The following is a 26,560-nucleotide window of genomic DNA, read 5'->3' as shown; positions in this document are numbered from 1 at the left end:
CCGACACCGTGCTCGCCATCAGGTCGCCGTCGGCACCAGCACCACCGGGCAGTGGGAGTGGTGCAACAGGACGTGCGCGACCGGACCGAGCTGCGGACCTACCCGGCCCGTGCGGCGGTGCGCGCCGATGATCACGACGCCGGCCTCGCGGGTTGCCGCCAGCAGGGCGTGGGCCGGGCCGGTGCGGACTGTGCGGCTGTCGACGTCGACCTCGGGGTACTCCTCCTTCAGTCGGGCGATGCTGAACCGCGCAACGGCTTCCTCCGCCCGGTCGTTGCGCGCCTGGCGCTGCCGGCCGGGGCTCGTCGCGGCTACCAGCGAGGGCAGTTCGCGTGTGGTGTGCCGGTGCGTGGAGGAGTCCAGGACACGCAGCCGGGTCCTGCGCCGCTCCGCCTCCTGGAAGGCGTAGGCGGCTGCGTCCGCGTCGGCGTCGCTCTTCAGGCCGAGCAACACCTCGCGCCCGTTGTCGCAGGGGTGGTCCCCGCGGACGACGAGCAGCGGACCGTGCGTGTGCGCGGCCAGGCGCCGGCTCACCGAGCCCGCCAGCAGACCGGTGACCTCGCCGAACGCCCTGGTGCCCACGACGGTGAGGACTGCGCTCTCGCTCTCCCGCGCCAGCGCCCGCACGGCGCCGTCCTCCACGGCCCGAGTCTCCACCGGCAGACCCGGATGACGCTCGTGGACCCGTGCGGTGGCCGACGCCAGAACCGGCCCCGCCTCGTCGCGGTCGGCCACGGCGTACACGATGCGCAACGCGGTGCCGAGGCGCACCGCTTCCTCGGTGGCCCGGTCCAGTGCCCGTACGGCGACCAGTGAACCGTCCACACCGACGGCCACATGACGGAGAGTCATCGTCTTGTTCCCTTCTCTTCTCGTGCGGGGTATGCGGCCTGCGGCCTGCGGCCCTCGTGGGACCGAGGAGCGTGGGCAAGCTCGCCGTCGGCCGACCGGGCGTCGATCCCGCGGCGGCTCCATGGCGATGGTCGTCGTCCGCGGCCCCTCCGTGGCAGGGGCCGACAGGGCCCGTCGATACGCCGTACGGCCCATGTGTTGTCGGGCCGAGCGGTCCCGGACCCGGACGGAGGAGAAGGAACGGGAAGGAGGAACAGGGACGTTCAAGCGGTGAGGGTTCACCCCGACGTTCAAGCGGTGAGGTTCACCCCATGGAGGGTGCGTCCGCCGACGAGCTCACGCCCGGTGATCAGTTCGGGCTCGATGCGGACGAAGACCTCTCGCGGTGAGGGCACCCAGGAGACCGGGCCGGTGCGGACCAGGCGTTCGTGCTCGGTGGGGTCGGTCACCACCGTGGCCGCGCCGGTGACGACGACGCTCCAGCCGGAGGGCCGGACCGCGTCGACCTCGTCCGCCTCGAAGGCGACCACCGCGCCGTCGATCGCGCGGACCAGTTCCGAGGCCGCGGAAGTGCGCAGCACAACCGCGCCGTCGCCGTCCACGCTGAAGTTCACCGGCAGCACGGCGGGCAGGGCCTGGCGCGTGTAGACGATGCGGCCGACGGGCACCTTGGCCAGCCGCCGCAGGCACTCCTGCCGTCCGAGTTCGTGGAAACCGTCGTTGGGGTACATCAGCCGGCCCGCCCTTCGCCGAGTACAGCGGTTCTGCGTCTTTCCATCCTGAGCCGGATGAGGCCCGGGATGAGGGGCCGTCGGTCCCGGCCATGCCGGAGAACGACCCGTGTCACACCGTGATCGATGGGCCCGCCCGGCCGCTCCGGGGCGTGTGGGTGCCACTCGGGTCGGTCGACCGATCACACTGCCAGACGGACCGGCAAATACAACAAAACCGGACAGTAGGGTCTATCCGCCCTACCCGCGCCTCGCCCTTCCCTGTTGTCTCGAACCATGTCCGACATCGACCCCAGATCCGCGCCTCACCACACGGAACGCACCGTCGGTGACACAACCGTCGTGGAGCTGCGCGGCGAGTTCGACATCTTCACCGCGCCGCCCCTCGCGGCCCGGCTGGACGCCCTGACCGCCGGCCCGCACCCCGATCTGGTGCTGAACCTGCGCTCGATGACCTTCGTCGACTGCACCGGTCTGGGTGTGCTGTGCCGGGCTCGGAACCGAGCCCTGGCCCGGCACGGCCGGTTGCGGCTGGTCACCGACAGTCGCGGCTTCCGGCTCGTCCTTCGCGTCGTGGGCCTTGCGGGCGTCTTCGAGCTGCACCCCAGTCTGAGTACGGCCCTGGCCCGTACACCGGAGGCCGTCGCCGCGCCTGCCGCCACAGACGGCAAGGACGCCCAAACGACCGTTCCCGCCGTACTGCTGCGTTCGGACGGCGAGGTGGACGCGGAGACCCTGGCGTACGCCCGCACGAAGATCGACACCGTCGTCGGCCGGCCGGGACTTCCTGACGTCACCGGCGAGGTGCGCATCACGCGAGCGGCCACCCACCACGCGGACCGTCCTTGGTCGGCCAGGGCAGCCCTGCACGTCGGCAGGTGCGAGGTGGTCGTCCTCGCCGAGGAAGCCACCGGCAGAGAGCTCGTCGACCAGCTCCAGGACCGGCTGCGCCGCCAGACCGACAAGGCCGCCCACCCCGGGCATCACGGCCACCGCAAACCGGCACCGCCATGGCGCGGCGGCAGCCCGATCCCACGTCCTGCCGACGGCAGCGGCAGGACGGCGGACTCCCACCCGGCCTGAGCCCGCGGCAGGCCCGGTCGGTGACGGTCCACCGACCGGGCCCCTGCCCTGCGCCTGGCGCGGTGTACCGGGTCGCGGTGACTTCCTTGAGCATCGCCCCAGACGACCGACAGCGGAACGACAGCTGCTTTTGACGCCGACGTGATCTCGTACAGGTCAAGATGTGCACCCTGTCTGAACGTTCAAGCACAGCCCTGTCGTATTCATGGGCGAAAGTGCAAAGCAAAGATCGGAAGGAATCGTCGGCATGACCAGCGAAACGATCAAACCCGCGTTGGACCCGGCCCGTCGTACCGTGATGGCGGCGGCCGGGGTGGCGGGACTCGCCGCCGCACTGACCGCGTGCGGGTCGGACGACGAGGCGTCGAGCACCTCCGACTCTTCGAGCTCCGCCGCCCAGGACGCGGGCAGCGGCAGCGCGGGCGGCGACGACAGTGCCGACTCGGGCGACGACAGCTCCGGCTCGGGTGGTACGGCGATCGCCAAGACGTCCGACATCCCCGAGGGCGGCGGCAAGATCTTCGAGAGCGAGGGTGTGGTGATCACCCAGCCGACGGCGGGCAAGTACAAGGCGTTCTCCTCCACCTGTACCCACCGTGGCTGTGCCGTGAAGAGCATCGCGGACGGTCTGATCAACTGCCCGTGTCACAACACCAACTTCTCGATCGAGGACGGCAGCGTGAAGAGCGGTCCGGCGACCACCGCGCTGCCCGAGAAGAAGGTCAACGTCAGCGGCACGTCGATCACGCTGGCCTGACGGCCCGTATGAGTGCTCCGGTCGGCCCGGCAGGTCGGCAAGCGCTCAAGAAGTCCGCCGTCCGGGCCGCTTGAAGCAGGCCAGCACCTCGTCCGTGGTCGCGACCGTGGCGACCAACGCGAGGGTGTTGCTGATCATCGCGGGGGTGTACTCGGCAGGCACCCCCGCGATGGCGTCCCGGGGCACGACGGCGGTGTAGCCGAGGTTCACCGCGTCGAACACCGCGTTGGGAACGGCCACGTTGGCAGAGACACCGGTGACGATCAGGGTGCGACAGCCGAGGTTGCGCAGCAGAGCGTCGACGTCGGTGCCCGCCAGCGGGGAGAGCCCGTGCAGCCGCCGCACGATCAGGTCCTGCTCGGCGACGTCGATGGGCGGTGCGACGCGTACGGCCGCGGTGCCCGTCAACTGCCGTACGGGCAGCCGTTCGACCGCGCGGAACACACGGGCGTTGCGGCTCGCGCCCCGGCCGTCCGGGCGCCGCTCGGCGACGGCGTGCACAACCTGGACCCCGGCCTCGTGGGCCGCGCCGACCAGCCGGGCCACATTGGTGAGCGCCCCCGACGAGCGGGCCTCCTCGGCGAGTTCGGGCAGCGCGCTCTCCGGCCCCACCACGCCCTGCTGGCACTCGACGGTGAGCAGCACACTGGTCGCCGGATCGAGAAGTTCACTCAGACGTTCGTACGACGCCATGGCTTCCCCTTGTCGCCGACGGCCGGGGCGGGCGAGCGTAACGTCCCTTGCGTATGGACGGAAGACAACGGATGCTCTTCTGACGTCACGTCAGCGGAGGGGATTCCATGACCGTCACGCAGCGCCGCGGCCGGAAGATCATGATGACGTCCGAGGAACTGGACGAGTTTCTGACCGCCCAGCGAACGTGCCGGGTCGCGACCGTCTCGTCGGACGGCGCACCGCACGTCAGCCCCTTGTGGTTCGTCTGGGACGGCACCTCGCTCTGGCTGTACTCGATCACCCGCAGCAGGCGCTGGGCCGCGCTGCGCAAGGATCCGCGCGTCGCCGTCGTGGTCGACGCGGGCGAGGAGTACGGCGAGCTGCGCGGTGTCGAGCTGTCGGGCACCGTGGAGGCCGTCGGGGAGGCTCCGCGCACGGGCGAGCCGCACCCCGAACTGGCCGAGGTGGAGCGGCTGTTCGCCCGGAAGAACTTCGGCCTGGACGAGATGCCGCACGACGGCAGGCACGCCTGGCTGCGCCTGACCCCGGAGGCGGTGGCCTCCTGGGACTTCCGCAAACTGGGGTCGCCGTGACCTCCCCGGTCGCTCTCTACGCCCCGCACGCGCTCCCGGCCGCGCCGAGCGCCTCCACGGCCGCCCTGATCGAGGGCCGCCGGTCGGCGTCGGCGCGCCACACCGCGTAGACGGTCCGCTGGACCCGGTGCCGCACCGGTACGGTCCGCACCCCGGCCGGCATCGGGTCGCGCCCGAGCCTGGGCGCGATGCAGACGCCCAACCCGGCGGCGACCAGCGCGAGTTGGGTGTGGTGCTCGCCGGCGCGGTGGGCGATGTGCGGTTCGATGCCCTTGGCGCGCAGGGTGTAGATCAGCCACTCGTGACAGAACTCGCCCTCGGGCCAGGCGACCCATGGCTCGTCCGCCAGCTCCTCCAGGTCGATCTCGTCCCGGCCGACGAGCGGATGGTCCTCGGGCAGTGCCACGTCCACCGGGTCGTCGAGGATGACGGCCCGGGCGAGCCCTTCGGGTACGGGCAGCGGCTTGTTGTACCAGTCGAGGACGACGGCCAGGTCCATATCGCCGCGGATCACCGCGTTGATCCCGAACTCGGGCTCCAGTTCGCGTGTGCGTACCCGGAGCGCCGGATGCTCGGCCCGCAGCGCCCTGAGCACCACGGGGAACAGCCCGCGCACGGCCGTCGGGAACGCGGCGAGCCGCAGTTCGCCCACCACCTGGCCGCGCTGGGCCTCCAGATCCGCCTGGGCCAGCTCGACCTGGGACAGGATGCGGGCCGCGTGGTCGGCGAGGAGCAGTCCCGCGTCGGTGAGGCGCACACCCCGCCCGTTCTTGGCGAGGAGCTGCTGTCCGACCTCCCGCTCCAGCTTGGCCATCTGCTGCGAGACGGCCGACGTGGTCACATGCAGCCCCTCGGCCGCTCCGCTGACCGAGCCGTGCCGGGAGAGGGCGTCGAGCGTGCGCAGGCGTTCCAGGTTCAACATATAAGCGATACTACGAGATTAACCTCAATAAATCTCGCTTGTCCTACGAGGTGGACGGCGGCATCGTTGCGGACATGACCACCGCCACCGTCTCCCGCACCTCCACCCCCGCCCCCGAAGCCCGCCGCAGGACCGTCGGCTGGCGACCGCGCTTCGCCTTCCTCTCGCTGATCTGGGGCTTCAGCTTCCTCCTCATCAAGGTCGGCACGGAGGCGTACGCGCCCTTCCAGGTCACCTTCGGCCGGCTGCTGTTCGGCACGCTGGTCCTCGCGGCGGCGATAGCGGTCAAGCGGGAGCGGCTGCCGCGCGGCGCCCGCACCTGGGGACACCTCACGGTGGCGGCCCTCCTCCTCAACGCCCTGCCGTTCTCGCTGTTCGCGTACGCGGAGCTGACGATCCCGTCCACCCTGGCCGGCATCTGCAACGCGACCTCGCCCCTGTGGGGCATGGCCCTCTCGCTGGTGGCGCTCTCCGAGGACCGCCCGACCCGGGTCCGTGTCGCCGGCCTCGGCCTCGGCTTCCTCGGCGTCCTGACCGTGCTCGGCGCCTGGCAGGGCTTCGCCGGCCTGGACGCCAAGGGGACCGCGATGGCTCTGCTGGCCTCGCTCAGCTACCCGATCGGCTGGATCTACGTCCGCCGCACCCTGGCCGGCACCAGCGACTCGAACCTCTCCCTCACCGGCGCCCAGCTCCTCCTGGCCACGGCCCAACTCGCCTTCGTGACACCACTGTTCACCACCCTGCCGACCAGCTTCCCGGTCCTGCCGCTGCTGGCCGTCGTCGCCTTGGGCGCCCTCGGCACGGGCGTGGCCATGCTCGTCCAGTACGGGATCGTCGCCGAGGTGGGCCCGACCACCGCCCAGATGGTCACCTACTTCATCCCGGTGATCGCCACGGCGGCAGGCGTCGCTCTTCTCGGCGAGTCGCTGGCCTGGTCGACCCCGGTCGGCGCGGCGATCGTGCTGGCGGGCGCGGCGCTGTCCCAGGTCAAGCCCCGCACCTGACCTCGCGTCACACGTAACCGCCTTCGGACACCGGGACGATGGCGGAGGCCACGGCGTCCGCCAGCCGCCCGATCTCCTCGTCGGTGAGTGTGGAGACGGTGATCCGGATGCCCTGCGGTGCGTTCATCCGGAAGCGGGCCCCGGGCGCCACGGCCCACCCGGCGTGCAACAGCCGCGCGACGGCGCCGGTCTCGTCCGGCACCGGGATCCAGACGTTCATCCCGCTGGGCCCGTGCGCCTCGATCCCCCGCTCTGCGAGCGCGCCGATCAGCGCGTCCCGCCGCCGCCCGTACGCCGCCGCCACGGCCGCCACGTCCACCGCGCCGCCCGACCACAGCCGTACGACGGCCCGCTGCACCAGCCGGCTCACCCACCCGGGCCCGAGCCGCTGCCGTCCCCGTACCCGGTCGACGGTGTCGGCGTCCCCGGTGAGCACGGCGAGCCGCAGATCGGGGCCGTACGCCTTGGCGCCCGACCGTACGAACGCCCAGCTGTGGGTGACTCCGGCCAGCGGATGCAGCGGCTGGTCGACGATCCGGCAGCCGTGGTCGTCCTCGATGAGCAGCGTCCGCGGATGCTTCCTCAGGACCGGCCGCAGGGCACGCGCGCGCGTGGCGCTCACCACGGCCCCGGTCGGGTTCTGCGCCCGGTCGGTGACGATCAGGGCGCGCGCCCCGCCTTCCAGGGCCCGTCGTACGTCGTCGGGGAGCGGCCCCTCGTCGTCGACGCCGACCGGGACGATGCGCAGCCCGAGCGCCGGGACGAGGTCGAGCACACTGCCCCAGCCCGGGTCCTCGACGGCGACGGCGTCCCCCGGCTTGAGGTGGACGGCGAGCACGCGCTCGATGGCGTCGAGCGACCCGGAGGTGACGGCGACGGGCCCGTCCGGCACACCGTCGGCGTCCAGGTCGGCCCGAGCGATCCGCGCCAGCTCCGGCTCCAACGAGCCGGATCCGTACAGCACGGGCGCCCGGTCGCCCTCCTCGGCGGCGGCCGCGAAGACCCCCGCGAGCGGCGGCAGCAGCGCCGGGTCCGGATTGCCGTCGGCGAGGTCGCGCACCCCCTCCGGCACCGACACCCTGATGTCCTCGCGCCCGGTCGTCGCCGGCCGCGCCCGCACCCGGCTCCCCCGGCGCCCGGCGGTCTCGATGACCCCGCGCTCACGCAACGTGCGATAGGCGGCGGCGACCGTATTGGGATTCACCCCGAGCCGAACCGCCAACTCCCGCATGGGAGGGAGCAGTTGCCCCGGCTCCAGCTCACCCGCGGCCACCGAGCGCTCGACGCTGGCGGAAATGTCCGCCGCGCCCCGCCCTTGGATCGGATATTCTCCTAGCACAAAGCAGATTATGCACTAGTGCAATGGAGAACGCAATGCCGGGGACCCAGCAGTCGACGACACCGACACCCGCCGCCGCCTACACCCCCACCGACCGCACGGTCCCCACCCGAGCCGCGCACAAGGCCTCGTACGACAAGGAACTGGTGCACTCGATACTCGACGAGGGGTACGTCTGCCATCTGGGCTTCGTCCGCGACGGCGCCCCCGTGGTGCTGCCCACGCTCTACGGACGGGTCGGCGAGACGCTCTATGTGCACGGCTCCACGGGCTCGCGGCCACTGCGGATGGCGGACCAGGCCGACCCGGGCCTCCCGGTCTGCCTGACGGTCACGCACGTGGACGCGCTGATCCTGGCCCGCTCGGGCTTCCACCACTCGATCAACTACCGCTCGGTGGTGGTGCACGGCACGGCGTACCAGGTCACCGACCCGGAGGAGAAGCGCCTGGCCCTGGACGCCCTCGTGGACCATGTCGTCCCGGGCCGCTCACAGGACTCCCGGCCCGCCAACAACAAGGAGTTCGCCGCCACCGCCGTACTCCGCCTCGACCTGACCGAGGTCTCCGCCAAGACCCGCACCGGCGGCGTCAACGACGAACCCGAGGACCTCACTCTGCCTCACTGGGCGGGGGTCCTGCCGCTGCGGAAGGGCTACGAGGCGCCGATCCCGGACGGGGACTTGGCGGAGGGGGTGGAGGTGCCGGCGTACATCAGGGCGATGTGAGCGCCGAGCGGTGCCGCGCCCCGAAAGGGGCGCGGGTCTGTATCGATATGCGGCTCCGCCGCGTGGGTCCGAGCAACCGCACCCCACCCGCGGTCAGCCGACGACCGAGGTCCCCCGGACACCCCCGTCGCCGACCGCAACCGGACCGTCGGACCCCTTGACCGGTGTCGAGGACTGAGCGATGAACGCCCCGGCCAACACGACCACGCCCCCGATGATCTGCGGCAGCGACAGATGCTCCCCCAGCAACACCCAGGCCAACACCGTCGCGATCACCGCCTCCAGACAAGCCACAACCCCGGCCACCTGCGGCGACAACCTCCGCACGGCCACCACCCCCGTGACGTACGCCAGCACCGTCGCGACCAGCACGAGCCACCCGAGCAGCAGCCACGCGGCCACGACCGTGCCGTCCATCCGCGCCGTACCCGAGAGCACCGCCCAGTCCATGCTCCAGGGCCGGGCCACCACCGTGAGCGCTGCCGCACCGACAAGCAGCCCGTACGCGATGACGCCTAGCGGGTTCGGCGCCTCGGCACCGGCGTCGCCGCCCTGGTCGGAGAGGACGAAGTAGCCGACCTGACAGCAGGCGGCAGCCAGGGCGAACACGAGGCCCAGCGGGTCGACACTCAACCCCGACCAGACCTCCACGACACAGGCGAGTCCGCCGACCGCGAGAACGACCCCGACACCGGCGGCCCGGGTGACCTGTCGCCGCTGCACGAACCGCACCCAGCCGAGGACCAACGCGGGCGCGAGGTACTCGAGGAGCAGCGCGACCCCGACGGGCATCCGGGAGATCGAGGCGAAGTAGAAGGCCTGCACCCCGGCCACGGCCAGCAGACCGAACCCGGCGAGCAACGCGGGCCGCCGGCGCACCAGATCCTGGTGGCGCACGGCCAGCGGGAGCATCACCAACGCGGCCCCGGCGACGCGCAGCCACACCACGTGGAGCGGGTCCAGCCCCGCCTCGATCAGCGGTTTGGCCGTGACCCCCGATCCGCCGAACGCGACCGCCGACCCGAGGGCGAGCCCGAGGCCGACGCCCTTGCCACCGTTGCCATGACTGCGCTGAGACGTGTGCACCGGCACATGATGCCAGCCACCGACAGGAGCGTCACTCTCTTTGACACCTGTCTCACCGTCCGGACGCAGGACCGACCCCGGCCGCCCGCCACTCCCCCAGCCCCTCTCAGTGCCTCACCTCACGCCCCACCACGTACTCCTCGGCCGCGGCCCCGAACCCGCCACGACCTTCCACAGCCCCCAGCCCGCCACCCTCCTCCGTCACCCCGAACCCGACTCCCGCCCCGGCCCCGGCCTCGATCCGCCGCGCCAGCGCCTTCGCGTCGATCCCCGCGCTCCCCAGCACCTCCACGGCCCGCGACGCGGGGGACGACACGATCGAGGCGAGCAGATCGACACCATGCACCCGCTCCTCGCCCCGCCACCGGGCGCGCTCGTACGCCTGCTCCAGGGCGCGGGCTGCCGCGGGCGACCAGCCCGCCACACCGGCCACCGTCACCGGCAGCGCACCCGAGTCCTCGACGTTGCCCTGCCAGCGCAGCCCGTAGCCGATGCTGCGCTGTACGAGATAGCCGAGCAGCCGGGCGATCCGCGGGTCGTCCCCGAAGGCCGCCCGCACGGCGGGGTCGGACTCCAGGAGGGTGTGCAACAGATGGGCGGTGTCGATCTGCCGGTCCTCGTCCCTGAGCGCCCGTCTGCGCGCAGCGGTCAGCACAGAGGCCAGTTCGTCGGTGAGCCTGGGCTCGACTTCCGCGTGGTTCGGTCCATGGTCCACGGTGTGACGCACGGCCGACTGCCGGGGAATACGGGGTCGCACCCCCTTACCCCATCAGCCCCACCGTGCCGAGTCATCCACGAAAGGAAGCATTTCCGCGTCCGACACAGGTTGTGGACGGACGCTCCCCTTCTCCTCCCTACGGATGACTTACCGCCGTTCGGCGCGGCACTGACACGCCAGGCCGGCTGACCGCCCCCGCGTCCCTCCGATCCATGCCCTCCACACTTTCTGACGGTTCATCAGTATTGAACCTTGGCGGTCCTGCGGCTACGTTCCGCTGCACCGAAGCCCGAGACGAAGGGGTGGTCGCATGGCCGAAGTCAGCGCGGAGGCACGCATCGAGGCACCCGCCGAGAAGGTCTGGGCCCGGCTCGTCGACTGGTCCGCGTACGGCCAGTGGAACACGACCCACACCGGCTTCCCCAAGGGCGGCCCGGAGACGCTCGAAGTGGGCGGCACCTTCCAGGAGAACATGAAGCTCATGGGCTTCCCGGCGGAGGTCGAGTGGACTGTCGCGGAGCTCGAACCCGCCCGGGTCCTGGCCATCCGCGGCAAGGGCCCGATGGCCGTGGACCTCGCCACGCGCTACACCCTCACCCCCGACGGCGCGGCCACCACGGTCCGTATCGACGGCCAGTTCAACGGCGCCGCCGTCTCCCTGATGGCAGGCAAGCTCAGGGACTCGGCCACCGCCGCGCTCAACGAGTCGCTGCGCAAACTGGGCGGCCTGGTGACGTGACCCGCCCGCACGCCTGACCCGGCGACGCGAAAGCGCCCCGCGGATCCACTCCGCGGGGCGCTTTCGCGTCGCTACGAGCCCTCCGGGGCCACCAGCCTTTCGGGGCCCTCGGCCCCAACTTGTCGACCCTCGACCGTCAGCCCTCGGCTTTCGGCCCTCGGCCCTCGGCCCTCGCCTCAGTCCTCGTCGGCAAGAATCAGATACAGCTTCTTGCGCGCTTCGTTGATGACCGCCAGCGCCTTGTCGCGCTGGTCCTTGCTCCCGGTCTTCCAGACCTGGCCGAACGCCTCCATCAGGCCGAAGCCGGCCGTCCGGATCTCGCTCAGCGCCTCCCAGTCGACGCCTCGCGAGGCCTCTTCCCAGGGGGCTTCGGGCCCCTCCTCGGCCGCGGTGCGGCCCGCCTCGGTGAGCGAGAACAGCTTCTTGCCACCCTCGGTCTCACTGGTGATCAGGCCCTCGTCCTCCAGCAACTGAAGGGTGGGGTACACCGAGCCGGGGCTGGGCTTCCACGCCCCGCCGCTGCGCTCGGCGATCTCCTGGATCATCTCGTAGCCGTGCATGGGCCGGTCCTTGAGAAGGGCCAGGATCGACGCGCGTACGTCACCTCGCCGCGCCCTTCCCCTGGGCCCTCCCCTGCCTCGACCACCCCATGGGCCCGGCCCGAAAGGCCCGAAGGGGCCCGGTCCGCCATGCCCCGGCCCGAAGGGACCGAAGGCGCCACGCAGCGTCTCGCCGTCACCTCGGCCGTGCGGGCGACCCCCGCCGTGGCCGCCATGGCCACGCTCGAATCCGAAGTCCTGTCCGTTGCCCTGTCCACGGAAACGCATCGCAATCACTCCATTCCATCGTTGATCTGTCGCGATGCTTCAACGATATATCGGAACCTGTCGTACGACAAGGCCCCGACGAAAGTCCCCACCCCCGAAACCGGTCCAGCGCCCCGCAATTGGCCTTGGCCTGCGACTTTGCGGGTGGCCTACCGTCGTCGTCCATGCGGATCCGAATCGTCGACGCCTTCACCGACCGCCCGTTCGCCGGCAACCCGGCAGGGGTCCTCCTCCTCGACGCCTTCCCTGACGACGCCTGGATGCAGGACGTGGCCCGGGAGGTCAATCACGCCGAGACGGCGTTCACCCATCGCCTCCCCGAGGGCGGCGAGGCCGACTGGGCGCTGCGCTGGTTCACCCCGGTCACCGAGGTCACGATGTGCGGCCACGCCACCCTGGCCACCGCGCATGTGCTGGCCACCACGGGCGCCCACGAGGGCCCGGTCCGGTTCGACACGCTCAGCGGCGTCCTCACCGCCACGCCCCAGCCCGACGGCTCCCTCACCCTGGACTTCCCGACCGCGCCCCTCCTCCCGGTCGAGGTCCCGGAGGGGGTCGCCGAGGCCCTGGGCGCCGAACCGCTCGGCGCCTTCGACACCGGCCCGAACATCGGCGACCTGCTGATCGAACTGGCCGACGAGAAGACGGTCCGCGGCCTCACCCCGGACCATCGGGCGCTCGGCCGCTACTCCGCGCGCGGCATCATCGCCACCGCGCGCGCCGCCGACCCCGTCGCCGAGTACGACTACATCTCGCGCTGCTTCTTCCCGAACGTCGGCATCGACGAGGACCCGGTGACGGGCAGCGCCCACACCGCCCTCGCCCCGTTCTGGTCCGACCGCCTCGGCAGCCCCGCCCTCACCGGCCTCCAGGCCTCCGCCCGCTCGGGCCTGGTGCGCACCACCCTCCAGGGCGACCGCACCCTCCTGTCCGGCCGCGCGGTCACGGTCATCGACGGCGAACTGCTCGCGTGAGCGCACGACAGGGGCGTACGACCTCGCCGTACGCCCCTGTCAGCACCCGCCGCGCTCACGGCAACGGCAGCCAGTCCACCTTCCCCTTGAGCAGGGCGTAGCCCACGAACGCGCCGATGTCGAGCAGCGAGTGCGCCACGACCAGCGGGCCGACACGGCCCCAGCGGCGGTAGAGGTGGACGAACACCACGCCCATCACCATGTTGCCGACGAACCCGCCGATGCCCTGGTAGAGGTGGTACGACCCGCGCAGCAGCGCGCTACCGGCCATAGCCTTCCCCGGTGACCAGCCCAGCTGGTCGAGCCGGCGCAGCAGATACCCGACCACGATCACCTCTTCGAGGACCGCGTTCTGGATCGCGGAGAGGATCAGTACGGGGTACTTCCACCACACGCCGGGCAGCGCCTCCGGCACCACGGTGAGGTTGAAGCCGAGCGCGACAGCCGCCAGGTAGAAGGCGATGCCCGTACTGCCGATCACCGCTGCGATCGCCGCCCCGCGCCCGAGGTCGGGCCAAGGCTTCGTACGGTCGAAGCCGAGCGTGCGCAGACTCCCGCCTTCCCTCAGCAGGAAGTGCGCGACCAGGGCGACGGGCACCAGCGCGGTCGTGATCCCGAAGAGCTGCCACGCGAGGTCGAGCCAGGGCCGGTCCGGCGCGGCCGAGGCGTTCATGGTGGCCGCCTGGTCCTTCAGCCCGCCCGGCTTGGTCACCGAGCCCATGAAGCTGATCAGCGCGGCCACCCCGCTCGCACCGAGCGAGAGGCCCAGTACGAGCAGTGTCTCGTCCCGCAGAATCCGTCGAGTCGGCCGTTCCTCCGGCCTCGAACCGGCCCCCGACCCCGCCTCCAGCTGCACCCACGCCTCCAGTCGTCCTGTCCCACCGCAGGACCATCATGACCCGCGGACCCACAGAACCGACCGGCGGCCCGCCCCCAGGGCCGAGGCACGGGGCGCGGCCACGGCTTTCACGGGCGCGGGGAACTGCGCGAGCAACCACGGCGTACCCGCACCCGCTGAGGACTCAACGCCCCCGCACCCCACTCTCGACCGCCTCCCCGAAGCCCCACGGCCCCACGGCCCGACGGCCCCACCCCCGTCACCCCAACAACGGCACCGGCTCCGGCAGCCCCACCGGCCAGGTGTGCACCGGATCCCCGGAATGCATCAGCTCGCAGTAGCGGCGGGTGGTGGCCGCAAGCGCCGCCTCCCGTCCGATCCCCTTCCGCAGCGCCCGATGGAACGTTTCGACCTGCCACGACGCCCCGTTGACCCGACGCCGGCAACGCTCCTCGATCACCCCGAGGTACAGGTCCCGGTCGGCCGGCTCCACACCCCACGCGTCCAGTCCCGCCTCGGCGAGCGGCAGGAGCTCGTCCCGGACGAGGTTCACCGCGTCCACCGGCCCCACGCCGCCGTACCGGCCGCGCCTCGGCCACTGGAACTGTGCGTCGATGCCGTACCGGCAGGCCGCGTCGAAGTTGGCGGCGGCGGCCTCGAAGGGCAGCCGCGTCCACACCGGCCGCGACTCCTCGGCGAGCGCCCGGACGAGCCCGTAGTAGAACGCCGCGTTGGCGATCACGTCCGTCACGGTCGGCCCGGCGGGCAGCACCCGGTTCTCGACCCTGAGGTGCGGGACTCCGTCGGCGATGCCGTACACGGGCCGGTTCCAGCGGTACACCGTGCCGTTGTGCAGGCTCAGCTCGGCGAGCTTGGGGATGCCGCCCTCGTCGAGGACCCGCAGCGGATCCTCGTCGTCGCAGATGGGCAGCAGCGCCGGGAAGTAGCGCAGGTTCTCCTCGAACAGTTCGTACGCCGAGGAGATCCACCGCTCCCCGAACCAGGTACGCGGCCGTACCCCCTGCGCCTGGAGCTCGGGCGGCCGGGTGTCCGTGGACTGCAGGAACAGCGGCGGCCTGGACTCCCGCCACAGCTCGCGTCCGAACAGGAACGGAGAGTTGGCGCCCACGGCGATCTGCGCGGCGGTGACCGCCTGCGCCGCGTTCCACACATCGGCGAAGCGACCCGGGGTGACCTGAAGGTGCAGCTGCACGGAGGTGCAGGCGGCCTCGGGCACGATCGACTTCGAGGTGCACAGAAGCCGCTCGACGCCCTCGATGTCGAGCGTGAAATCCTCGCCTCGGGCGGCGACGATCTGATCGTTGAGCAAGGCGTAGCGGTCGCCGTCGGAGAGGTTGGAGGAGACAAGGTCGTCGCGGTCCAGCGTGGGCAGAATGCCGATCATCGCGATTCCCGCGTCCAGCTCGCCCGCCTTCCGGTTGGCGTAGTTGAGCGAGGTGCGCAGCTCCTCGGAAAGCCGGTCGAATACCCGGCCACCCAGCCGATGTGGAGCTATGTTGACTTCCAGATTGAACATGGCGAGTTCTGTTTGGAAATCTCGGCTCGCTATCCGTTCCAGCACTTGCGAATTCAACATTCTGGGCAGACCGTCGGCTCCCACGAGGTTCAGCTCGATCTCCACACCCATCATGTTCTTGGGGCGGTCGAACCGCTTCTCCTCCAGCAGCCGCGCCAGTCCCGCCAGACACTGCCGCAGCTTGTCGCGGTAGTGCTGGCGGTCGGACAGGCCGAACGGCCCCGCCACGACCTTCTCCCCCATCGAAGCGTCCCTCCTCGGATGGGCAGGCCGACGATCCGGCCGCTGCTGTCCCGGGTCACGGTTGATGATGCCCAGGCACAGCCGCCGATAACGTCCCTCGCGGGACATACGCACGCTAGGCTGAGCCCGGCTTCCTCCAGCCGCATTCTTCCGGCATGCTTTTGGCACATTCACTGGGCAACCAGAGTACGCGCTTTCGGTCCGCCAGGGCGGCGTCAGGCTTTCGTAAAAAGTGCCGACGAGAACCGGCCGTCCGCCGCGCGACGGCAATCCGAGGTCGTCACCGCGGGCCGCACGGGAAACCGGGAGGAATCCCGCGTTTCAACGACCGGTTTCTGCCTTGCTGTTCATATCCGGTGCGGATAGACGAAACATCGTCTGAACACGTGTCGTATAAACTCGGTTATCGAGGCGGAGAGTTGGTACTCGCGGTCCTCGGTCCCGCCGTCCTGGTCACGCACGGCGGGCCTCACCCACGCACCGGACCCAGGGCACCCGTCTCTCCGAGCCCGAGAGCTGACAGCGTCGTCCGCCCCCGCCCTCGCGCCGTCGTGCCTGTCGAATGAGAGGCGACCCACCATGCCGCTGCATGTCCCCCCGGCTCCCGCACCCGCACTGCGCACCGTCCTCACCGCGCTCGCTTCCCCGACCGCCGTCCGCGAGGCGCGAACTCCCTCCTTGCAGACCGCCCAAGGACCGGTCACCCCCGAACTCCCGCTGCCCGTACACGTACTGGACCGGATCACCCCGGAGGGCACGGGCAGCACACGACTGGCCGGCTGGCGTTTCCTGATCCACTGCGCCGACCGCGCGGTGGCCGCCGCCGAGACCCGACTGACACCCGACGGCTGGGTGTTCTCGCACTTCTTCGAAGGCCCGTACATCGCCTCCACCGAGCGCGCCCTGCGCCAGGCCGAGACCTTGCAACAGCCTTACCAGCCCCGCCTGCTGTCGGTGCCCGAGCTGTACATGCTCACGCTCTGGCTGCACGGGGACACCGCCGCCGACGGCGCCACCGGCCACCCGGCCGCGACCGACCTGCTGGTCCCGCTGGCACCTGCTCCACCGGGCATCGCCGCCCATCGCCCGCACCGGGTCGCCGAACTGCTCGCGGTCCTGACCCATCGCCTCACCCCGGCCACCGCGCCACCGCTGCTCGGCTCGCCCGCCTGACCCTCACCACCCGTCTCCTCTCGCGCACTCCGCGTACCCCGCCGCCGAATTACCGGTGACGGGGTACGCGTTATGCGTCACCGGTGACGGGGTAGAGGATTCTCATCGCCGCGATTTCCCGCTCTTTCGCGCGCCATTACGCTCGTACGAGCAATTCACAATGCCTCTCCCCTGGGACTAGCCCTTTCTGACCATGGCGAACCACCCGAAGGGACAGTGCGGTTGAGGTGAACCGTCCGCCAGAGTGATGCGTCATCAACCTGTGAAGAAGCGGTGATGCGAAATCCCTGCGGATTGGCGTCCGTGGGGCAACACTGGGACAGGACGACTAATCACAACGGGGGCGGCCATGAACGAGGCTTCAAGCCGCGGGTCAGACACCAAAGCCATCTCACACCACACGACAGAGCGAAAGATCCCACCAACCATGTGCCAGCACCAGCCACTGTGCCCGACCGCCGAATCCGCCGACCGGGAAGGCGCCCGTCTCATGGCGCACCACCCGGAGCAGGGATGGAGCCTGCTCTGCAACGGCGTTCTGCACTTCGAGGACACCGGTGAGCTCCTGCCGGACGGCCAGATCATCGCCCCGCACCGCCCGTCGGGCACCGACCACGTGATGACGGCCGCCTGAGCCGCGCCACACGGTCGGGCACGAAGGGCGACCGCCCCCGCGCGGGGCGTGCGCCCGGACAGAACGAGGGGCCGGTTCGAAGAGCACACTCTCCGAACCGGCCCCGACGCGTATCCGCGGTCGATCACTCTTCGTAGGCGTCCAGCGGCGGGCAGGAGCAGACCAGGTTCCGGTCGCCGAAGGCCTGGTCGATCCGGCGCACCGGCGGCCAGTACTTGTCGGCGGGCGTCACACCGGCCGGGAAGACGGCCTCCTCACGCGTGTACGCGTGCTCCCACTCCCCGCCGAGCGCGGCCGCCGTGTGCGGCGCGTTCCGCAGGGGGTTGTCGTCCGCCGGCCACTCACCCGCGGCGACCTTCTCGATCTCCGCGCGGATGGCGATCATCGCGTCGCAGAACCGGTCCAGCTCGACGAGGTCCTCCGACTCGGTCGGCTCGATCATCAGCGTCCCCGCCACCGGGAACGACATCGTCGGCGCGTGGAAGCCGTAGTCGATCAGCCGCTTGGCGATGTCGTCGACGCTGACACCGGTCGACTTGGCCAGCGGCCGCAGATCGACGATGCACTCGTGCGCGACGAGCCCGCCCGGGCCGGTGTAGAGCACCGGGTAGTGCGGCTCCAGCCGCTTGGCGATGTAGTTCGCGCTCAGCACCGCCACCTGCGTGGCCCGCTTGAGCCCCTCGCCGCCCATCAGCCGGACGTACGCCCACGAGATGGGCAGGATGCCCGCAGAGCCCCAGGGAGCCGCCGAGATCGGCCCCACGCCCGTCTCGGGGCCGGCCTCGGGCTGCAGCGGGTGGTTCGGCAGGTAGGGCGCCAGATGCGATCGCACGGCCACCGGCCCGACGCCCGGACCGCCGCCGCCGTGCGGGATGCAGAACGTCTTGTGCAGATTCAGATGCGAGACGTCACCGCCGAAGTGCCCCGGCTTGGCGAGCCCCACGAGAGCGTTGAGGTTGGCACCGTCCACGTACACCTGACCGCCCGCCTCGTGCACCTGGGCGCAGATGTCGGCGACGTGCTCCTCGAACACACCGTGCGTCGAGGGGTACGTGATCATGAGTACGGCCAGCTCGTCGCGGTACTGCTCGATCTTGGCCCGCAGATCCTCGACGTCGATCTCACCGTCGTCGGCGGTCTTCACGACGACGACCTTCATGCCCGCCATCACGGCGCTCGCGGCGTTGGTCCCGTGCGCGGAGGACGGAATCAGACACACCGTCCGCTGCTCGTCGCCGTTGCCCCGGTGGTACCCCCGTACGGCGAGCAGCCCGGCCAGCTCACCCTGCGAACCGGCGTTGGGCTGGAGCGACACCTTGTCGTACCCGGTGGCCTCCGCGAGTCGCTCCTCCAGCTCACGGATGAGCGTGAGATAGCCCTGCGCCTGCTCGATGGGCGCGAAGGGGTGCAACTGCCCGAACTCGGGCCAGGTCACCGGCTCCATCTCGGTGGTCGCGTTGAGCTTCATCGTGCAGGAGCCCAGCGGGATCATGCCCCGGTCCAGCGCGTAGTCCCGGTCGGCGAGCTTGCGCAGATAGCGCAGCATCGCGGTCTCGGAGCGGTACTGGTGGAAGACGGGGTGCGTGAGGTACTCGTCGGAGCGCAGCAGCGAGCCCGGCAGCGCCTCCTCGGCGGCGACATCGAGGGCCTCGACATCGCCCTCGACCCCGAACGCGCCCCATACGGCCGTGAGCTGGGCCCGCGTGGTGGTCTCGTCGCAGGAGACGGAGACCCGGTCGGCGTCGACGAGGCGCAGGTTCACGCCGTTCTCCCGCGCGGCGGCGACGACCTCGGCCGCCCGGCCCGGCACCCGCACGGTGAGCGTGTCGAAGTAGGCGCCGTGCACGACCTCGACTCCGCCGGTGGCGAGCCCCGCAGCGAGGATCGTGGCGTACCGGTGCGTACGCCGAGCGATGCTTCGCAGCCCCTCCGGCCCGTGGTAGACGGCGTACATGCCGGCCATCACGGCGAGCAGCACCTGAGCCGTACAGATGTTGCTGGTGGCCTTCTCCCGGCGGATGTGCTGTTCACGCGTCTGCAGGGCGAGCCGGTACGCCTTGTGCCCGTCGGCGTCCACGGACACACCCACGAGCCGCCCGGGCAGGCTGCGCGCGAACTTCTCGTGCACGGCCATGTAACCGGCGTGCGGCCCGCCGAAGCCCATCGGCACCCCGAACCGCTGGGTCGTGCCCACCGCGATGTCGGCGCCCAGCTCACCGGGGGAGGTGAGCAGCGTGAGCGCGAGCAGATCGGCGGCGACCGTGACGAGCGCGCCGAGTTCGTGGGCCTGGTCGACGACGGGCTTGAGGTCGCGTACGGCACCGGAGGCGCCCGGGTACTGCAGCAGCACACCGTTGATCTCACGAGCGGCGATGTCGGCCGGGATGCCCTCGCTCAGATCGGCGACGACGACCTCGACCCCGGTCGGCTCGGCACGGGTCTCGATCACGGCGATGGTCTGCGGCAGCGCGTCGGCGTCGACGAGGAAGAGCCCCTTCTTGTTCTTCCCCATGCGCCGGGACAGCGCCATGGCCTCGGCTGCGGCGGTGCCCTCGTCGAGCAGGGAGGCCCCGGAGGTGGGCAGTCCGGTGAGATCGGCGACCACGGTCTGGAAATTGAGCAGCGCTTCGAGCCGCCCCTGGGAGATCTCGGGCTGATAAGGCGTGTAAGCGGTGTACCAGGCCGGATTCTCCATCACATTCCGCAGAATCACCGGCGGTGTGAACGTCCCGTAGTACCCGAGCCCGATCATCGAGCCGAGCACCTGGTTACGGTCCGCGAGCGTACGCAGCTCCGCGAGAACCTCGGCCTCCGTACGCGCGCCCGGCAACCGCAACGCTTCGGCGTTCTTGATCACATCCGGGACGGCGGCGGCCGTCAGCTCGTCGAGCGAGCCGTAGCCGACGTTGGCGAGCATCTTGGCCCGGGCCTCTTGATCGGGGCCGATGTGCCGCCGCTCGAAGGGGATTCCCTGTTCGAGCTCGGCAAGCGGAATGCGATGGGCGGTCATTGCGGAGGCCTCCTGGTCTGACGCGACCTTCGAGGGACACCACGGCACGGGTGCCCCGACGGCCTCCCCCTCTGTCATCTCGACCTGAGAGCTTCACCGGTCCATGAACGAACCGGCTTTCACCGTCGGTGAGAGCGGAAGCCGTCGACACCCGCTCTGCTTTCCAGAGTGACCTCGTCCGTGCGGTACGTGGGCCTGAGAGATTCCGGGGAGGATTTGCTCCTTCGGCGCCTCCGATGATGTCTGGAGGACTCTCCCGCACAGGGTCAGCAGCCGCCGTCAGCCTATCAGCGCGGTCGACGCACAGGTCTTCGAGTGGCCGCCTCCCCTGATGTGCCTTTTCGTAGGGTAAGAGACGATTCGTGGCGACAGCCCCTTTGCGACCACTTGGAGGGACCGTGCAGACCGATATCGATCCGCGCAACCTGATCGGCCGCAAGGCGTTCGACCGCAAGGGCACCAAGATCGGCACGGTGGACGAGGTCTACCTCGACGACGCCACCGGGACCCCGGAGTGGGCGGCGATACGCATGGGCCTCTTCGGCCGCGACGCCTTCATCCCCCTGGAGCCCAGCGAACTGATGGAGGGCACCCTCCGCGTCCCCTTCGACCGCGCCCTGATCAAGGACGCTCCCGACTTCGGCGTAGGCCGCCACCTCTCCCCCGAACAGGAACTCCAGCTCTACCACCACTACGGCCTGGACGTGGCACCCCCGCCCCCACTGGACCGAGACTTCGGCCAGATAGCGGGCCAGGAAGACGTCTGACCTACAGCCCAACCCCCAACCGCCCTCACCCACACCAGCCCGAACCCCTCGCCCCTCCCGGCTCCCGGCTCCCGGCTCCCGGCTCCCGGCTCCCGGCTCCCGGCTCCCGGCTCCCGGCTCCCGGCTCCCGGCTCCCGGCTCCCGGCTCCCGGCTCCCGGCTCCCGGCTCCCGGCTCCCGGCTCCCGGCTCCCGGCCAGTCTCGCCCGCCACCGTCCTTGGTCCTGGTCCCACCTGGCCTCAGCAAGCTTCCGTCCCTGCCTGGCGCGCGGCTTCCGCCCCGCCTCGCCTGCCGGGTCGGTCGACTTCAGCACGTGGGCCTCAACCAGGCAGCTGCCTCGCCCCCGCCGCCGACGCCTCCTCAACCACACCCACCGCGCACATTCCGGCCGGTTTCGCCTCTTCGTCCCCCGGCTCAATGTCTTCCCACTCGCCACCCCTGCAGATCCTCCAGCCCCCTGATCCCCGCCCTACCCCTCCAGCTCCAACCCCAGGCCGCGCTCCGCTTTCGCCCCCGACGCCTGCTCCGACTCACGCCCCGGCCTCGTCGGCCCCCCAGAAACCAACGGCAACGGATCCACCGGCTCCAAATCCGGATCGCCCGTCCGAAACGTCCGCACCCGCCCCGGCCCCGAGTCAGGCGTCTCGAACCGCACGGTCACGCGCCCGAGCCCACTGCCCTGCACCCACCCGTGCCCGTACTCGGCATGCCGCACATCGTGCCCCGGACGCCACTGCCGCTCGGCACCCCTGCCCTCCTCCACCACAGGCGCCTCGGCCACCGCCTCCTCCTCCGCCGCCTCCGGCTCGCCCGCGGCCTGGGCGAACAGATCCTCCTGCGTGTAGTCGGCAAGCCCGCTCACCCCGACCCCGAGCAGCCGCACACCCCCTGTCGTGTCCACGGCCTCCAACAACCGCGCTGCGGCCTCCCGCACCACGGCCACGTCGTCCGTCGGCCCCCGCAACGTCTCCGACCTGGTCAGCGTCGAGAAGTCGTACCGCCGCACCTTCAGCACGATGGTCCGCCCCGACAGCCCGGCCTCCCGCAGCCTCCGCACACACCGATCGGCCAGCCGCTGCACCTCGAGCCGCACCCTCACCCGGTCATGGATGTCCACGTCGTACGTGTCCTCCACCGAGACGGACTTCGTGTCCCGCTCGGCGACCACCGGCCGCTCGTCACGCGCCAGCGCCATCGCGTACAGCCCGTGCCCATGGGCCTTCCCCAGCAGCCGTACGACCTCGTCCTCACCCGCCTCCACGATCTCCTCGACCGTGGTGATCCCGGCCCGCCGCAGATGGTCCCCGGTCGCCGGCCCCACACCCGGCAGGATCCGCACCGACATCGGCCCGAGCAGCGCCCGCTCGGTCCCGGGCTCGATCAGCACCAGCCCGTCGGGTTTCGCCTGCTCGGAGGCGATCTTCGCGAGCATCTTGGTGGCCGCGAGCCCCACGGACCCCGTCAGCCCTGTCACGGCCCGTATGTCGGCCCGCAGCTTCGCCCCCGCCAACCGCGCCGACTCCTCGTCCCAGGCCGCTCCCCCGGCCTCCAGATCCACGAACGCCTCGTCCAGACTCAACGGCTCAACCAACGGCGACAAGGCGCGCAGCAGCCCCATGACCTGTTCGCTGATCGCCCGATAGAACATGAAGCGTGGCGTGAGATACGCGGCGTTCGGCGCGAGACGGCGTGCCTGCCCCATGGGCATCGCCGAGTGCACCCCGAAGACCCGTGCCTCGTACGAGGCGGTCGCGACCACTCCACGCGGTCCGAGCCCACCCACGACAACCGCTTTCCCTCGCAGGCTCGGCTTCGACGCCTGCTCCGCGGAGGCGAAGAAGGCATCCATGTCGAGATGCAGGATCGTAGGCGCGGTTCTCACATCTCCGATGCTGCCCTACGCCACTGACAATGCTGCGGCCAACCGGCACGGCCAGGCTCCGGCGGCAGTCCGCCCACACGACGAACGGCTTCGGCGTCAGCCTCAGACCGCCCGGTTGCGCCTCCGCGCCAACTCGTCCGCCGGGTTGTGCCCGACGAGGGTGTCCCCCGTGTCGACGCGCTCTCCGTGCAGCTGCGAGAGAGCGCTTTCTACGTCACGCCAGACGACCCCCACAGCGATCCCGAAGACCCCCTGGCCGCCCTGGAGCAGGGCGTGGACCTCGTCGGGGGACGTGCACTCGTAGACCGTCGCACCATCGCTCATCAGAGTCATCCGCTCCAGATCACTGAAGCCCCGGTCCCTGAGATGCTGCACGGCGGTGCGAATGTTCTGCAGCGACACGCCCGTGTCGAGGAACCGCTTGACGATCTTCAGGACGACGACGTCCCGGAAGCTGTAGAGCCGCTGCGTCCCCGACCCGTGCGCCGACCGCACACTCGGCTCGACGAGGCCGGTACGGGCCCAGTAGTCGAGCTGCCGATAAGTGATGCCCGCGGCAGCGCACGCCGTGGGACCGCGGAACCCGACCGTCTCCTGCCCCTCGGCCTCCACCTCGCCCCCCGGCACAGCCGTCGGCCGCTGCGGGACGTGACCGGCCGCGCTGCTGTAAAGCGGGTACGGACCGTTCTCCCCCAGGCTGCGTCCGGGGGCACCCCCAGCCGTACCGTCGCCGCTGCTTCTCACGCCGACCTCCGTCCTTGACCTGCCTTCTCGACGGTAGGCAGCCACCAGGGGCGCGTCAACGACCGCCACACTCGGCACGCCGAGTGATAATCACCCTGAGAGTGGTTTCCCGTGCCCTTCCGCGGGGAAAGGCTAGCCGAATGCCTTGAGATCAACTCCTTCGACACCAACACTGGCCACTGGCATGTGCCAGAGGCGCGAGAGTGACGACCCCCATCACATTCGAGTTCCGGGCCGATCAGCAGCGAGACAGCAAGGCCACCCACGCCCCTGCGCACGCCTCACCGAAGCCAGGCATCCTCGCAGGCCACGGCGCCACACCAGCACTCAATCCGGCAGCCGCAACCCCGGGGCTCACTGACTGTTGGTGCCGAAGTCCTCTGGCGAGATCTGGTCGAGGAACTCGCGGAACTTCTCCACCTCGTCCTCCTGCTCGTCCGGGATCGCGATGCCCGCGTCGTCGAGCACCCCATCGCTGCCGAAGATCGGCGTCCCGGTGCGCAGCGCCAGCGCTATGGCGTCGGACGGCCGGGCGCTCACCTCTACCCCGCTGGCGAACACCAGCTCCGCGTAGAAGACGCCTTCACGCAGATCCGTGATGCGTACTTCCGTGAGCTCCTGGCCGACGGCTTCCAGCACGTCCTTGAACAGGTCGTGGGTCAGCGGTCGCGCGGGGGCCATGCCCTGCTGGGCGAAGGCGATGGCCGTGGCCTCCCCCGGCCCGATCCAGATGGGGAGGTAGCGGTCGCCTCCCACTTCACGCAGGAGCACGATCGGTTGGTTGGAGGGCATCTCGACCCGGACACCTACGACATCGAGCTCGTTCACACAGCAACCCTAGGCCGTGCCGTGGATGTTTGGGTAGTCGGGAACAGATCGGCCGACCGATCCGCCTTGGGCGAACACCCCGCCTCAGCGGAGCCGTACACCCAGCTCCATCTGCACGAGCGCCGCGTGCAGCTTGACCGTGAGCCCCGCCAGCTCACGCGTACGATCCTCCGCGTGCGCCCTGGTCTGCGGATTGCGATGCCGGCGCAGCGGGGCGACGACCTGGTCGACCAACCCCGCCTCCCGGTCGGCAGCGGCCTTCATCGCCCTCAGATGCCTCGGCTCGATCCCGAACCGCCCCAGTTCCACCATCAGCGCGGCCACGGTGACGGCCTCGGCGTCGTACGTCCCGTCCTGCAACGCCGCGAGAAGCCCGTACGACTCCCACTCGGCGAGCTGGTCCTCCTCGACGGCGGCGGCCGCGAGCAGCTCGGTACGGCCGATCCGGGCGGCGGTGGTCTCCTCGGGCTCCCCGAAGAGCTCGCTCAGGCGTTCCCCATCACCGACGTCACGCTGGCGGCCCAGAGACGGCAGACGTACGTCCTCGCCGCGCTCCAGGGCCTCCAGGTGCTCCCGGATCACCTTGAGCGGCAGATAGTGGTCCCGCTGCATCCTCAGGACGTGACCGAGGCGCTCGACGTCCTCGGCGCTGAACTTGCGATACCCCGATGGGGTCCGCTGCGGTTCGATGAGCCCCTCCGTCTCCAGGAAGCGGATCTTGGAGATGGTGACTTCGGGGAACTCCTCGCGCAGCACGTTCAGCACCGCGCCGATGCTCATCAGGCCACTGTCCGCGGCGGTGGTGCCGTTCCCGGCACCACCGCTCGGTGTTCGAAGCATGGACCTTCCCTGACGGGTCAGTAGCCTCGCTGGCTCGCGTAGAAGACCAGCCGGTACTTGCCGATCTGCACCTCGTCACCGTTCGACAGCGCGACCTCGTCGATCCGCTCCCGGTTGACGTACGTACCGTTCAGGCTGCCGACGTCGGCGACCTTGAACGAGCCGTCCTGACCCCGGCGGAACTCCACGTGCCGGCGCGAGACGGTCACGTCGTCGAGGAAGATGTCGCTCTGCGGGTGGCGACCCGCCGTAGTCAGATCGCTGTCCAGGAGGAAGCGGCTGCCGGAGTTCGGCCCACGGCGGACGACCAGGAGCGCCGAGCCGAGCGGCAGCGCCTCGACGGCCGCCTGCGCCTCGGGCGAGAGCGACGGAAGCTGCGTCTGCCCCGTGGTCTCGGCGTCGTAGGCCTCGAGGCCGGAGATCGAGATCGTCGAGGTCGTCTCGGACGCGCGCTCGGCGGCGACTCCCGGCCGCAGCGGTGCACCGCAGTTGGAGCAGAAGCGGCTGTTCTCCGCGTTGCGGTTACCGCACCTCGTACACACCAGCGCCGACATCGACGGATCCTCCTGCCGCGGCTGCCCCGACGGGGCATTGGACGCGTACGGGTCAAACCCTCCACCCGTACTTGAGGTTGACGGTTCCCCGAAACCTATGCGGCCGGACTGGGCAGGGTCAACAGACGGCGCGCCCTGACCTCCGGAAATGTCACCACCCGGACCAGCGACCTGGTCCCGGAACAGCGGCCGCTCGCCGCCCTGGCCCTCCACGTCCGAAGGCTGCACGCGATGGCGGGAGGTCGCATTGTCGCTGCCCTCTCGCGCGCTCTTGCCGAACAACTTCGCAAACAACTTCACGGGCGATTCCCCTTGACCGAAACAGACCCGCCCGTGGGGCAGGACGAACCCTGACTGAACACACCGGCCGAGCCGGACAACCTCACAACGTCCGTATCCACCAGACAGTTTCCACCACGCACCACCCATTCGGTGCGCCGACCCCCCGCAACCTCATGCCCCTGCCGGAAGGCCCCCATGCACCTG

At 70.5% G+C, this 26,560-nt stretch carries 26 protein-coding genes and 1 riboswitch; of the genes, 10 read left to right on the top strand and 16 right to left on the bottom strand.

All coding sequences use genetic code 11. The features are described 5' to 3' along the window. Positions 1–18 precede the first annotated feature (18 nt). Together SGFS_RS46245 and SGFS_RS46240 are read right to left on the bottom strand one after the other, a co-directional pair. Positions 19–852, bottom strand: a complete 834-nt coding sequence (locus SGFS_RS46245; RefSeq protein ID WP_286258594.1) for a universal stress protein — start codon at positions 850–852, stop codon at positions 19–21. A 290-nt stretch (positions 853–1,142) separates the two neighbouring features. Beyond that, complete coding sequence (locus tag SGFS_RS46240; protein ID WP_286258593.1) at positions 1,143–1,583, bottom strand: pyridoxamine 5'-phosphate oxidase family protein; 441 nt, start codon at positions 1,581–1,583, stop codon at positions 1,143–1,145. Between the two features lie 276 nt (positions 1,584–1,859). Between SGFS_RS46240 and SGFS_RS51920 the strand changes: the two genes are divergently transcribed. Both SGFS_RS51920 and SGFS_RS46230 read left to right on the top strand, forming a co-directional pair. Then, positions 1,860–2,666 carry an STAS domain-containing protein gene (locus tag SGFS_RS51920; protein ID WP_434028157.1) on the top strand — a complete coding sequence of 269 codons (807 nt, stop codon included), beginning with the start codon at positions 1,860–1,862 and terminating at the stop codon, positions 2,664–2,666. A 247-nt stretch (positions 2,667–2,913) separates the two neighbouring features. Continuing rightward, entirely contained in the window at positions 2,914–3,423 is a 510-nt protein-coding gene (locus tag SGFS_RS46230) for a Rieske (2Fe-2S) protein (RefSeq protein WP_286258592.1), read from the top strand. Positions 3,424–3,468: 45 nt separating this feature from the next. Here the strand turns inward: SGFS_RS46230 and SGFS_RS46225 are convergent, their stop codons facing one another. Beyond that, positions 3,469–4,116 (bottom strand): cysteine hydrolase family protein, encoded by a 648-nt coding sequence (locus SGFS_RS46225; RefSeq protein WP_286258591.1) that lies wholly within the window; start codon positions 4,114–4,116, stop codon positions 3,469–3,471. 107 nt (positions 4,117–4,223) lie between these two features. Between SGFS_RS46225 and SGFS_RS46220 the strand changes: the two genes are divergently transcribed. Continuing rightward, a complete protein-coding gene (locus tag SGFS_RS46220) occupies positions 4,224–4,691 on the top strand; it encodes a pyridoxamine 5'-phosphate oxidase family protein (protein ID WP_286258590.1) in 468 nt (155 codons plus the stop codon). 16 nt (positions 4,692–4,707) lie between these two features. On the opposite strand, the gene SGFS_RS46215 is transcribed toward SGFS_RS46220, so the two are convergent. Continuing rightward, a complete protein-coding gene (locus SGFS_RS46215) occupies positions 4,708–5,613 on the bottom strand; it encodes a LysR family transcriptional regulator (protein ID WP_286258588.1) in 906 nt (301 codons plus the stop codon). A gap of 74 nt (positions 5,614–5,687) precedes the next feature. Here SGFS_RS46215 and SGFS_RS46210 point away from each other — a divergent pair, with 74 nt between their 5' ends. Next, positions 5,688–6,617, top strand: coding sequence for a DMT family transporter (locus SGFS_RS46210; RefSeq protein ID WP_286258587.1), 930 nt, complete (start codon positions 5,688–5,690; stop codon positions 6,615–6,617). Positions 6,618–6,624: 7 nt separating this feature from the next. Here SGFS_RS46210 and SGFS_RS46205 read toward each other — a convergent pair whose 3' ends face one another. Beyond that, positions 6,625–7,956 carry an aminotransferase class I/II-fold pyridoxal phosphate-dependent enzyme gene (locus SGFS_RS46205; protein ID WP_286258586.1) on the bottom strand — a complete coding sequence of 444 codons (1,332 nt, stop codon included), beginning with the start codon at positions 7,954–7,956 and terminating at the stop codon, positions 6,625–6,627. Between the two features lie 35 nt (positions 7,957–7,991). Here SGFS_RS46205 and SGFS_RS46200 point away from each other — a divergent pair, with 35 nt between their 5' ends. Then, positions 7,992–8,681: a pyridoxamine 5'-phosphate oxidase family protein gene (locus SGFS_RS46200; RefSeq protein ID WP_286260387.1), complete on the top strand. Its 690-nt coding sequence runs from the start codon at positions 7,992–7,994 to the stop codon at positions 8,679–8,681. Positions 8,682–8,774: 93 nt separating this feature from the next. Here SGFS_RS46200 and SGFS_RS46195 read toward each other — a convergent pair whose 3' ends face one another. Together SGFS_RS46195 and SGFS_RS46190 are read right to left on the bottom strand one after the other, a co-directional pair. Then, positions 8,775–9,773 carry an EamA family transporter gene (locus SGFS_RS46195; RefSeq protein ID WP_286258585.1) on the bottom strand — a complete coding sequence of 333 codons (999 nt, stop codon included), beginning with the start codon at positions 9,771–9,773 and terminating at the stop codon, positions 8,775–8,777. A 100-nt stretch (positions 9,774–9,873) separates the two neighbouring features. After that, on the bottom strand, positions 9,874–10,524 hold the full coding sequence (locus SGFS_RS46190; protein WP_286258584.1) for a Clp protease N-terminal domain-containing protein: 651 nt from the start codon (positions 10,522–10,524) through the stop codon (positions 9,874–9,876). 271 nt (positions 10,525–10,795) lie between these two features. Here SGFS_RS46190 and SGFS_RS46185 point away from each other — a divergent pair, with 271 nt between their 5' ends. Continuing rightward, the gene (locus SGFS_RS46185; RefSeq protein WP_286258583.1) at positions 10,796–11,224 is read left to right on the top strand and encodes a type II toxin-antitoxin system Rv0910 family toxin; all 429 of its coding nucleotides are present in this window, start codon (positions 10,796–10,798) and stop codon (positions 11,222–11,224) included. Positions 11,225–11,400: 176 nt separating this feature from the next. On the opposite strand, the gene SGFS_RS46180 is transcribed toward SGFS_RS46185, so the two are convergent. Next, positions 11,401–12,051 (bottom strand): PadR family transcriptional regulator, encoded by a 651-nt coding sequence (locus SGFS_RS46180; protein WP_286258582.1) that lies wholly within the window; start codon positions 12,049–12,051, stop codon positions 11,401–11,403. 164 nt (positions 12,052–12,215) lie between these two features. On the opposite strand from SGFS_RS46180, the gene SGFS_RS46175 reads away from it, so the two are divergent. Continuing rightward, positions 12,216–13,025 (top strand): PhzF family phenazine biosynthesis protein, encoded by an 810-nt coding sequence (locus SGFS_RS46175; RefSeq protein WP_286258580.1) that lies wholly within the window; start codon positions 12,216–12,218, stop codon positions 13,023–13,025. 55 nt (positions 13,026–13,080) lie between these two features. On the opposite strand, the gene SGFS_RS46170 is transcribed toward SGFS_RS46175, so the two are convergent. Both SGFS_RS46170 and SGFS_RS46165 read right to left on the bottom strand, forming a co-directional pair. Beyond that, positions 13,081–13,881 carry a CPBP family intramembrane glutamic endopeptidase gene (locus SGFS_RS46170; RefSeq protein WP_286258578.1) on the bottom strand — a complete coding sequence of 267 codons (801 nt, stop codon included), beginning with the start codon at positions 13,879–13,881 and terminating at the stop codon, positions 13,081–13,083. Positions 13,882–14,122: 241 nt separating this feature from the next. Then, positions 14,123–15,643, bottom strand: coding sequence for a glutamate--cysteine ligase (locus SGFS_RS46165; RefSeq protein ID WP_286258575.1), 1,521 nt, complete (start codon positions 15,641–15,643; stop codon positions 14,123–14,125). 579 nt (positions 15,644–16,222) lie between these two features. Between SGFS_RS46165 and SGFS_RS46160 the strand changes: the two genes are divergently transcribed. Together SGFS_RS46160 and SGFS_RS46155 are read left to right on the top strand one after the other, a co-directional pair. Next, positions 16,223–16,816: a hypothetical protein gene (locus tag SGFS_RS46160; RefSeq protein WP_286258574.1), complete on the top strand. Its 594-nt coding sequence runs from the start codon at positions 16,223–16,225 to the stop codon at positions 16,814–16,816. Positions 16,817–17,243: 427 nt separating this feature from the next. Next, complete coding sequence (locus SGFS_RS46155; RefSeq protein WP_286258573.1) at positions 17,244–17,450, top strand: DUF5999 family protein; 207 nt, start codon at positions 17,244–17,246, stop codon at positions 17,448–17,450. 124 nt (positions 17,451–17,574) lie between these two features. On the opposite strand, the gene gcvP is transcribed toward SGFS_RS46155, so the two are convergent. After that, a complete protein-coding gene (gcvP, locus tag SGFS_RS46150; RefSeq protein ID WP_286258572.1) occupies positions 17,575–20,460 on the bottom strand; it encodes an aminomethyl-transferring glycine dehydrogenase in 2,886 nt (961 codons plus the stop codon). A gap of 173 nt (positions 20,461–20,633) precedes the next feature. Then, a riboswitch (glycine riboswitch) is annotated at positions 20,634–20,729 on the bottom strand. 129 nt (positions 20,730–20,858) lie between these two features. On the opposite strand from gcvP, the gene SGFS_RS46145 reads away from it, so the two are divergent. Further along, positions 20,859–21,227: a PRC-barrel domain-containing protein gene (locus SGFS_RS46145; RefSeq protein WP_286258571.1), complete on the top strand. Its 369-nt coding sequence runs from the start codon at positions 20,859–20,861 to the stop codon at positions 21,225–21,227. A gap of 468 nt (positions 21,228–21,695) precedes the next feature. Here SGFS_RS46145 and SGFS_RS46140 read toward each other — a convergent pair whose 3' ends face one another. From SGFS_RS46140 to SGFS_RS46120, 5 genes are all read right to left on the bottom strand, one after another. Beyond that, on the bottom strand, positions 21,696–23,108 hold the full coding sequence (locus SGFS_RS46140; RefSeq protein WP_286258569.1) for a DNA polymerase IV: 1,413 nt from the start codon (positions 23,106–23,108) through the stop codon (positions 21,696–21,698). A 102-nt stretch (positions 23,109–23,210) separates the two neighbouring features. Next, entirely contained in the window at positions 23,211–23,852 is a 642-nt protein-coding gene (locus SGFS_RS46135; RefSeq protein WP_286258568.1) for a MerR family transcriptional regulator, read from the bottom strand. A gap of 354 nt (positions 23,853–24,206) precedes the next feature. After that, entirely contained in the window at positions 24,207–24,680 is a 474-nt protein-coding gene (locus SGFS_RS46130) for a bifunctional nuclease family protein (protein WP_005475662.1), read from the bottom strand. Positions 24,681–24,764: 84 nt separating this feature from the next. Continuing rightward, a complete protein-coding gene (gene ftsR / locus SGFS_RS46125) occupies positions 24,765–25,520 on the bottom strand; it encodes a transcriptional regulator FtsR (protein ID WP_286258564.1) in 756 nt (251 codons plus the stop codon). 17 nt (positions 25,521–25,537) lie between these two features. Next, positions 25,538–26,503 carry an FHA domain-containing protein gene (locus SGFS_RS46120; RefSeq protein ID WP_286258563.1) on the bottom strand — a complete coding sequence of 322 codons (966 nt, stop codon included), beginning with the start codon at positions 26,501–26,503 and terminating at the stop codon, positions 25,538–25,540. Positions 26,504–26,560 lie beyond the last annotated feature (57 nt).

Source organism: Streptomyces graminofaciens (assembly GCF_030294945.1).
Taxonomy (GTDB): domain Bacteria; phylum Actinomycetota; class Actinomycetes; order Streptomycetales; family Streptomycetaceae; genus Streptomyces; species Streptomyces graminofaciens.
This window is presented reverse-complemented; position numbering and strand designations above follow the sequence as displayed.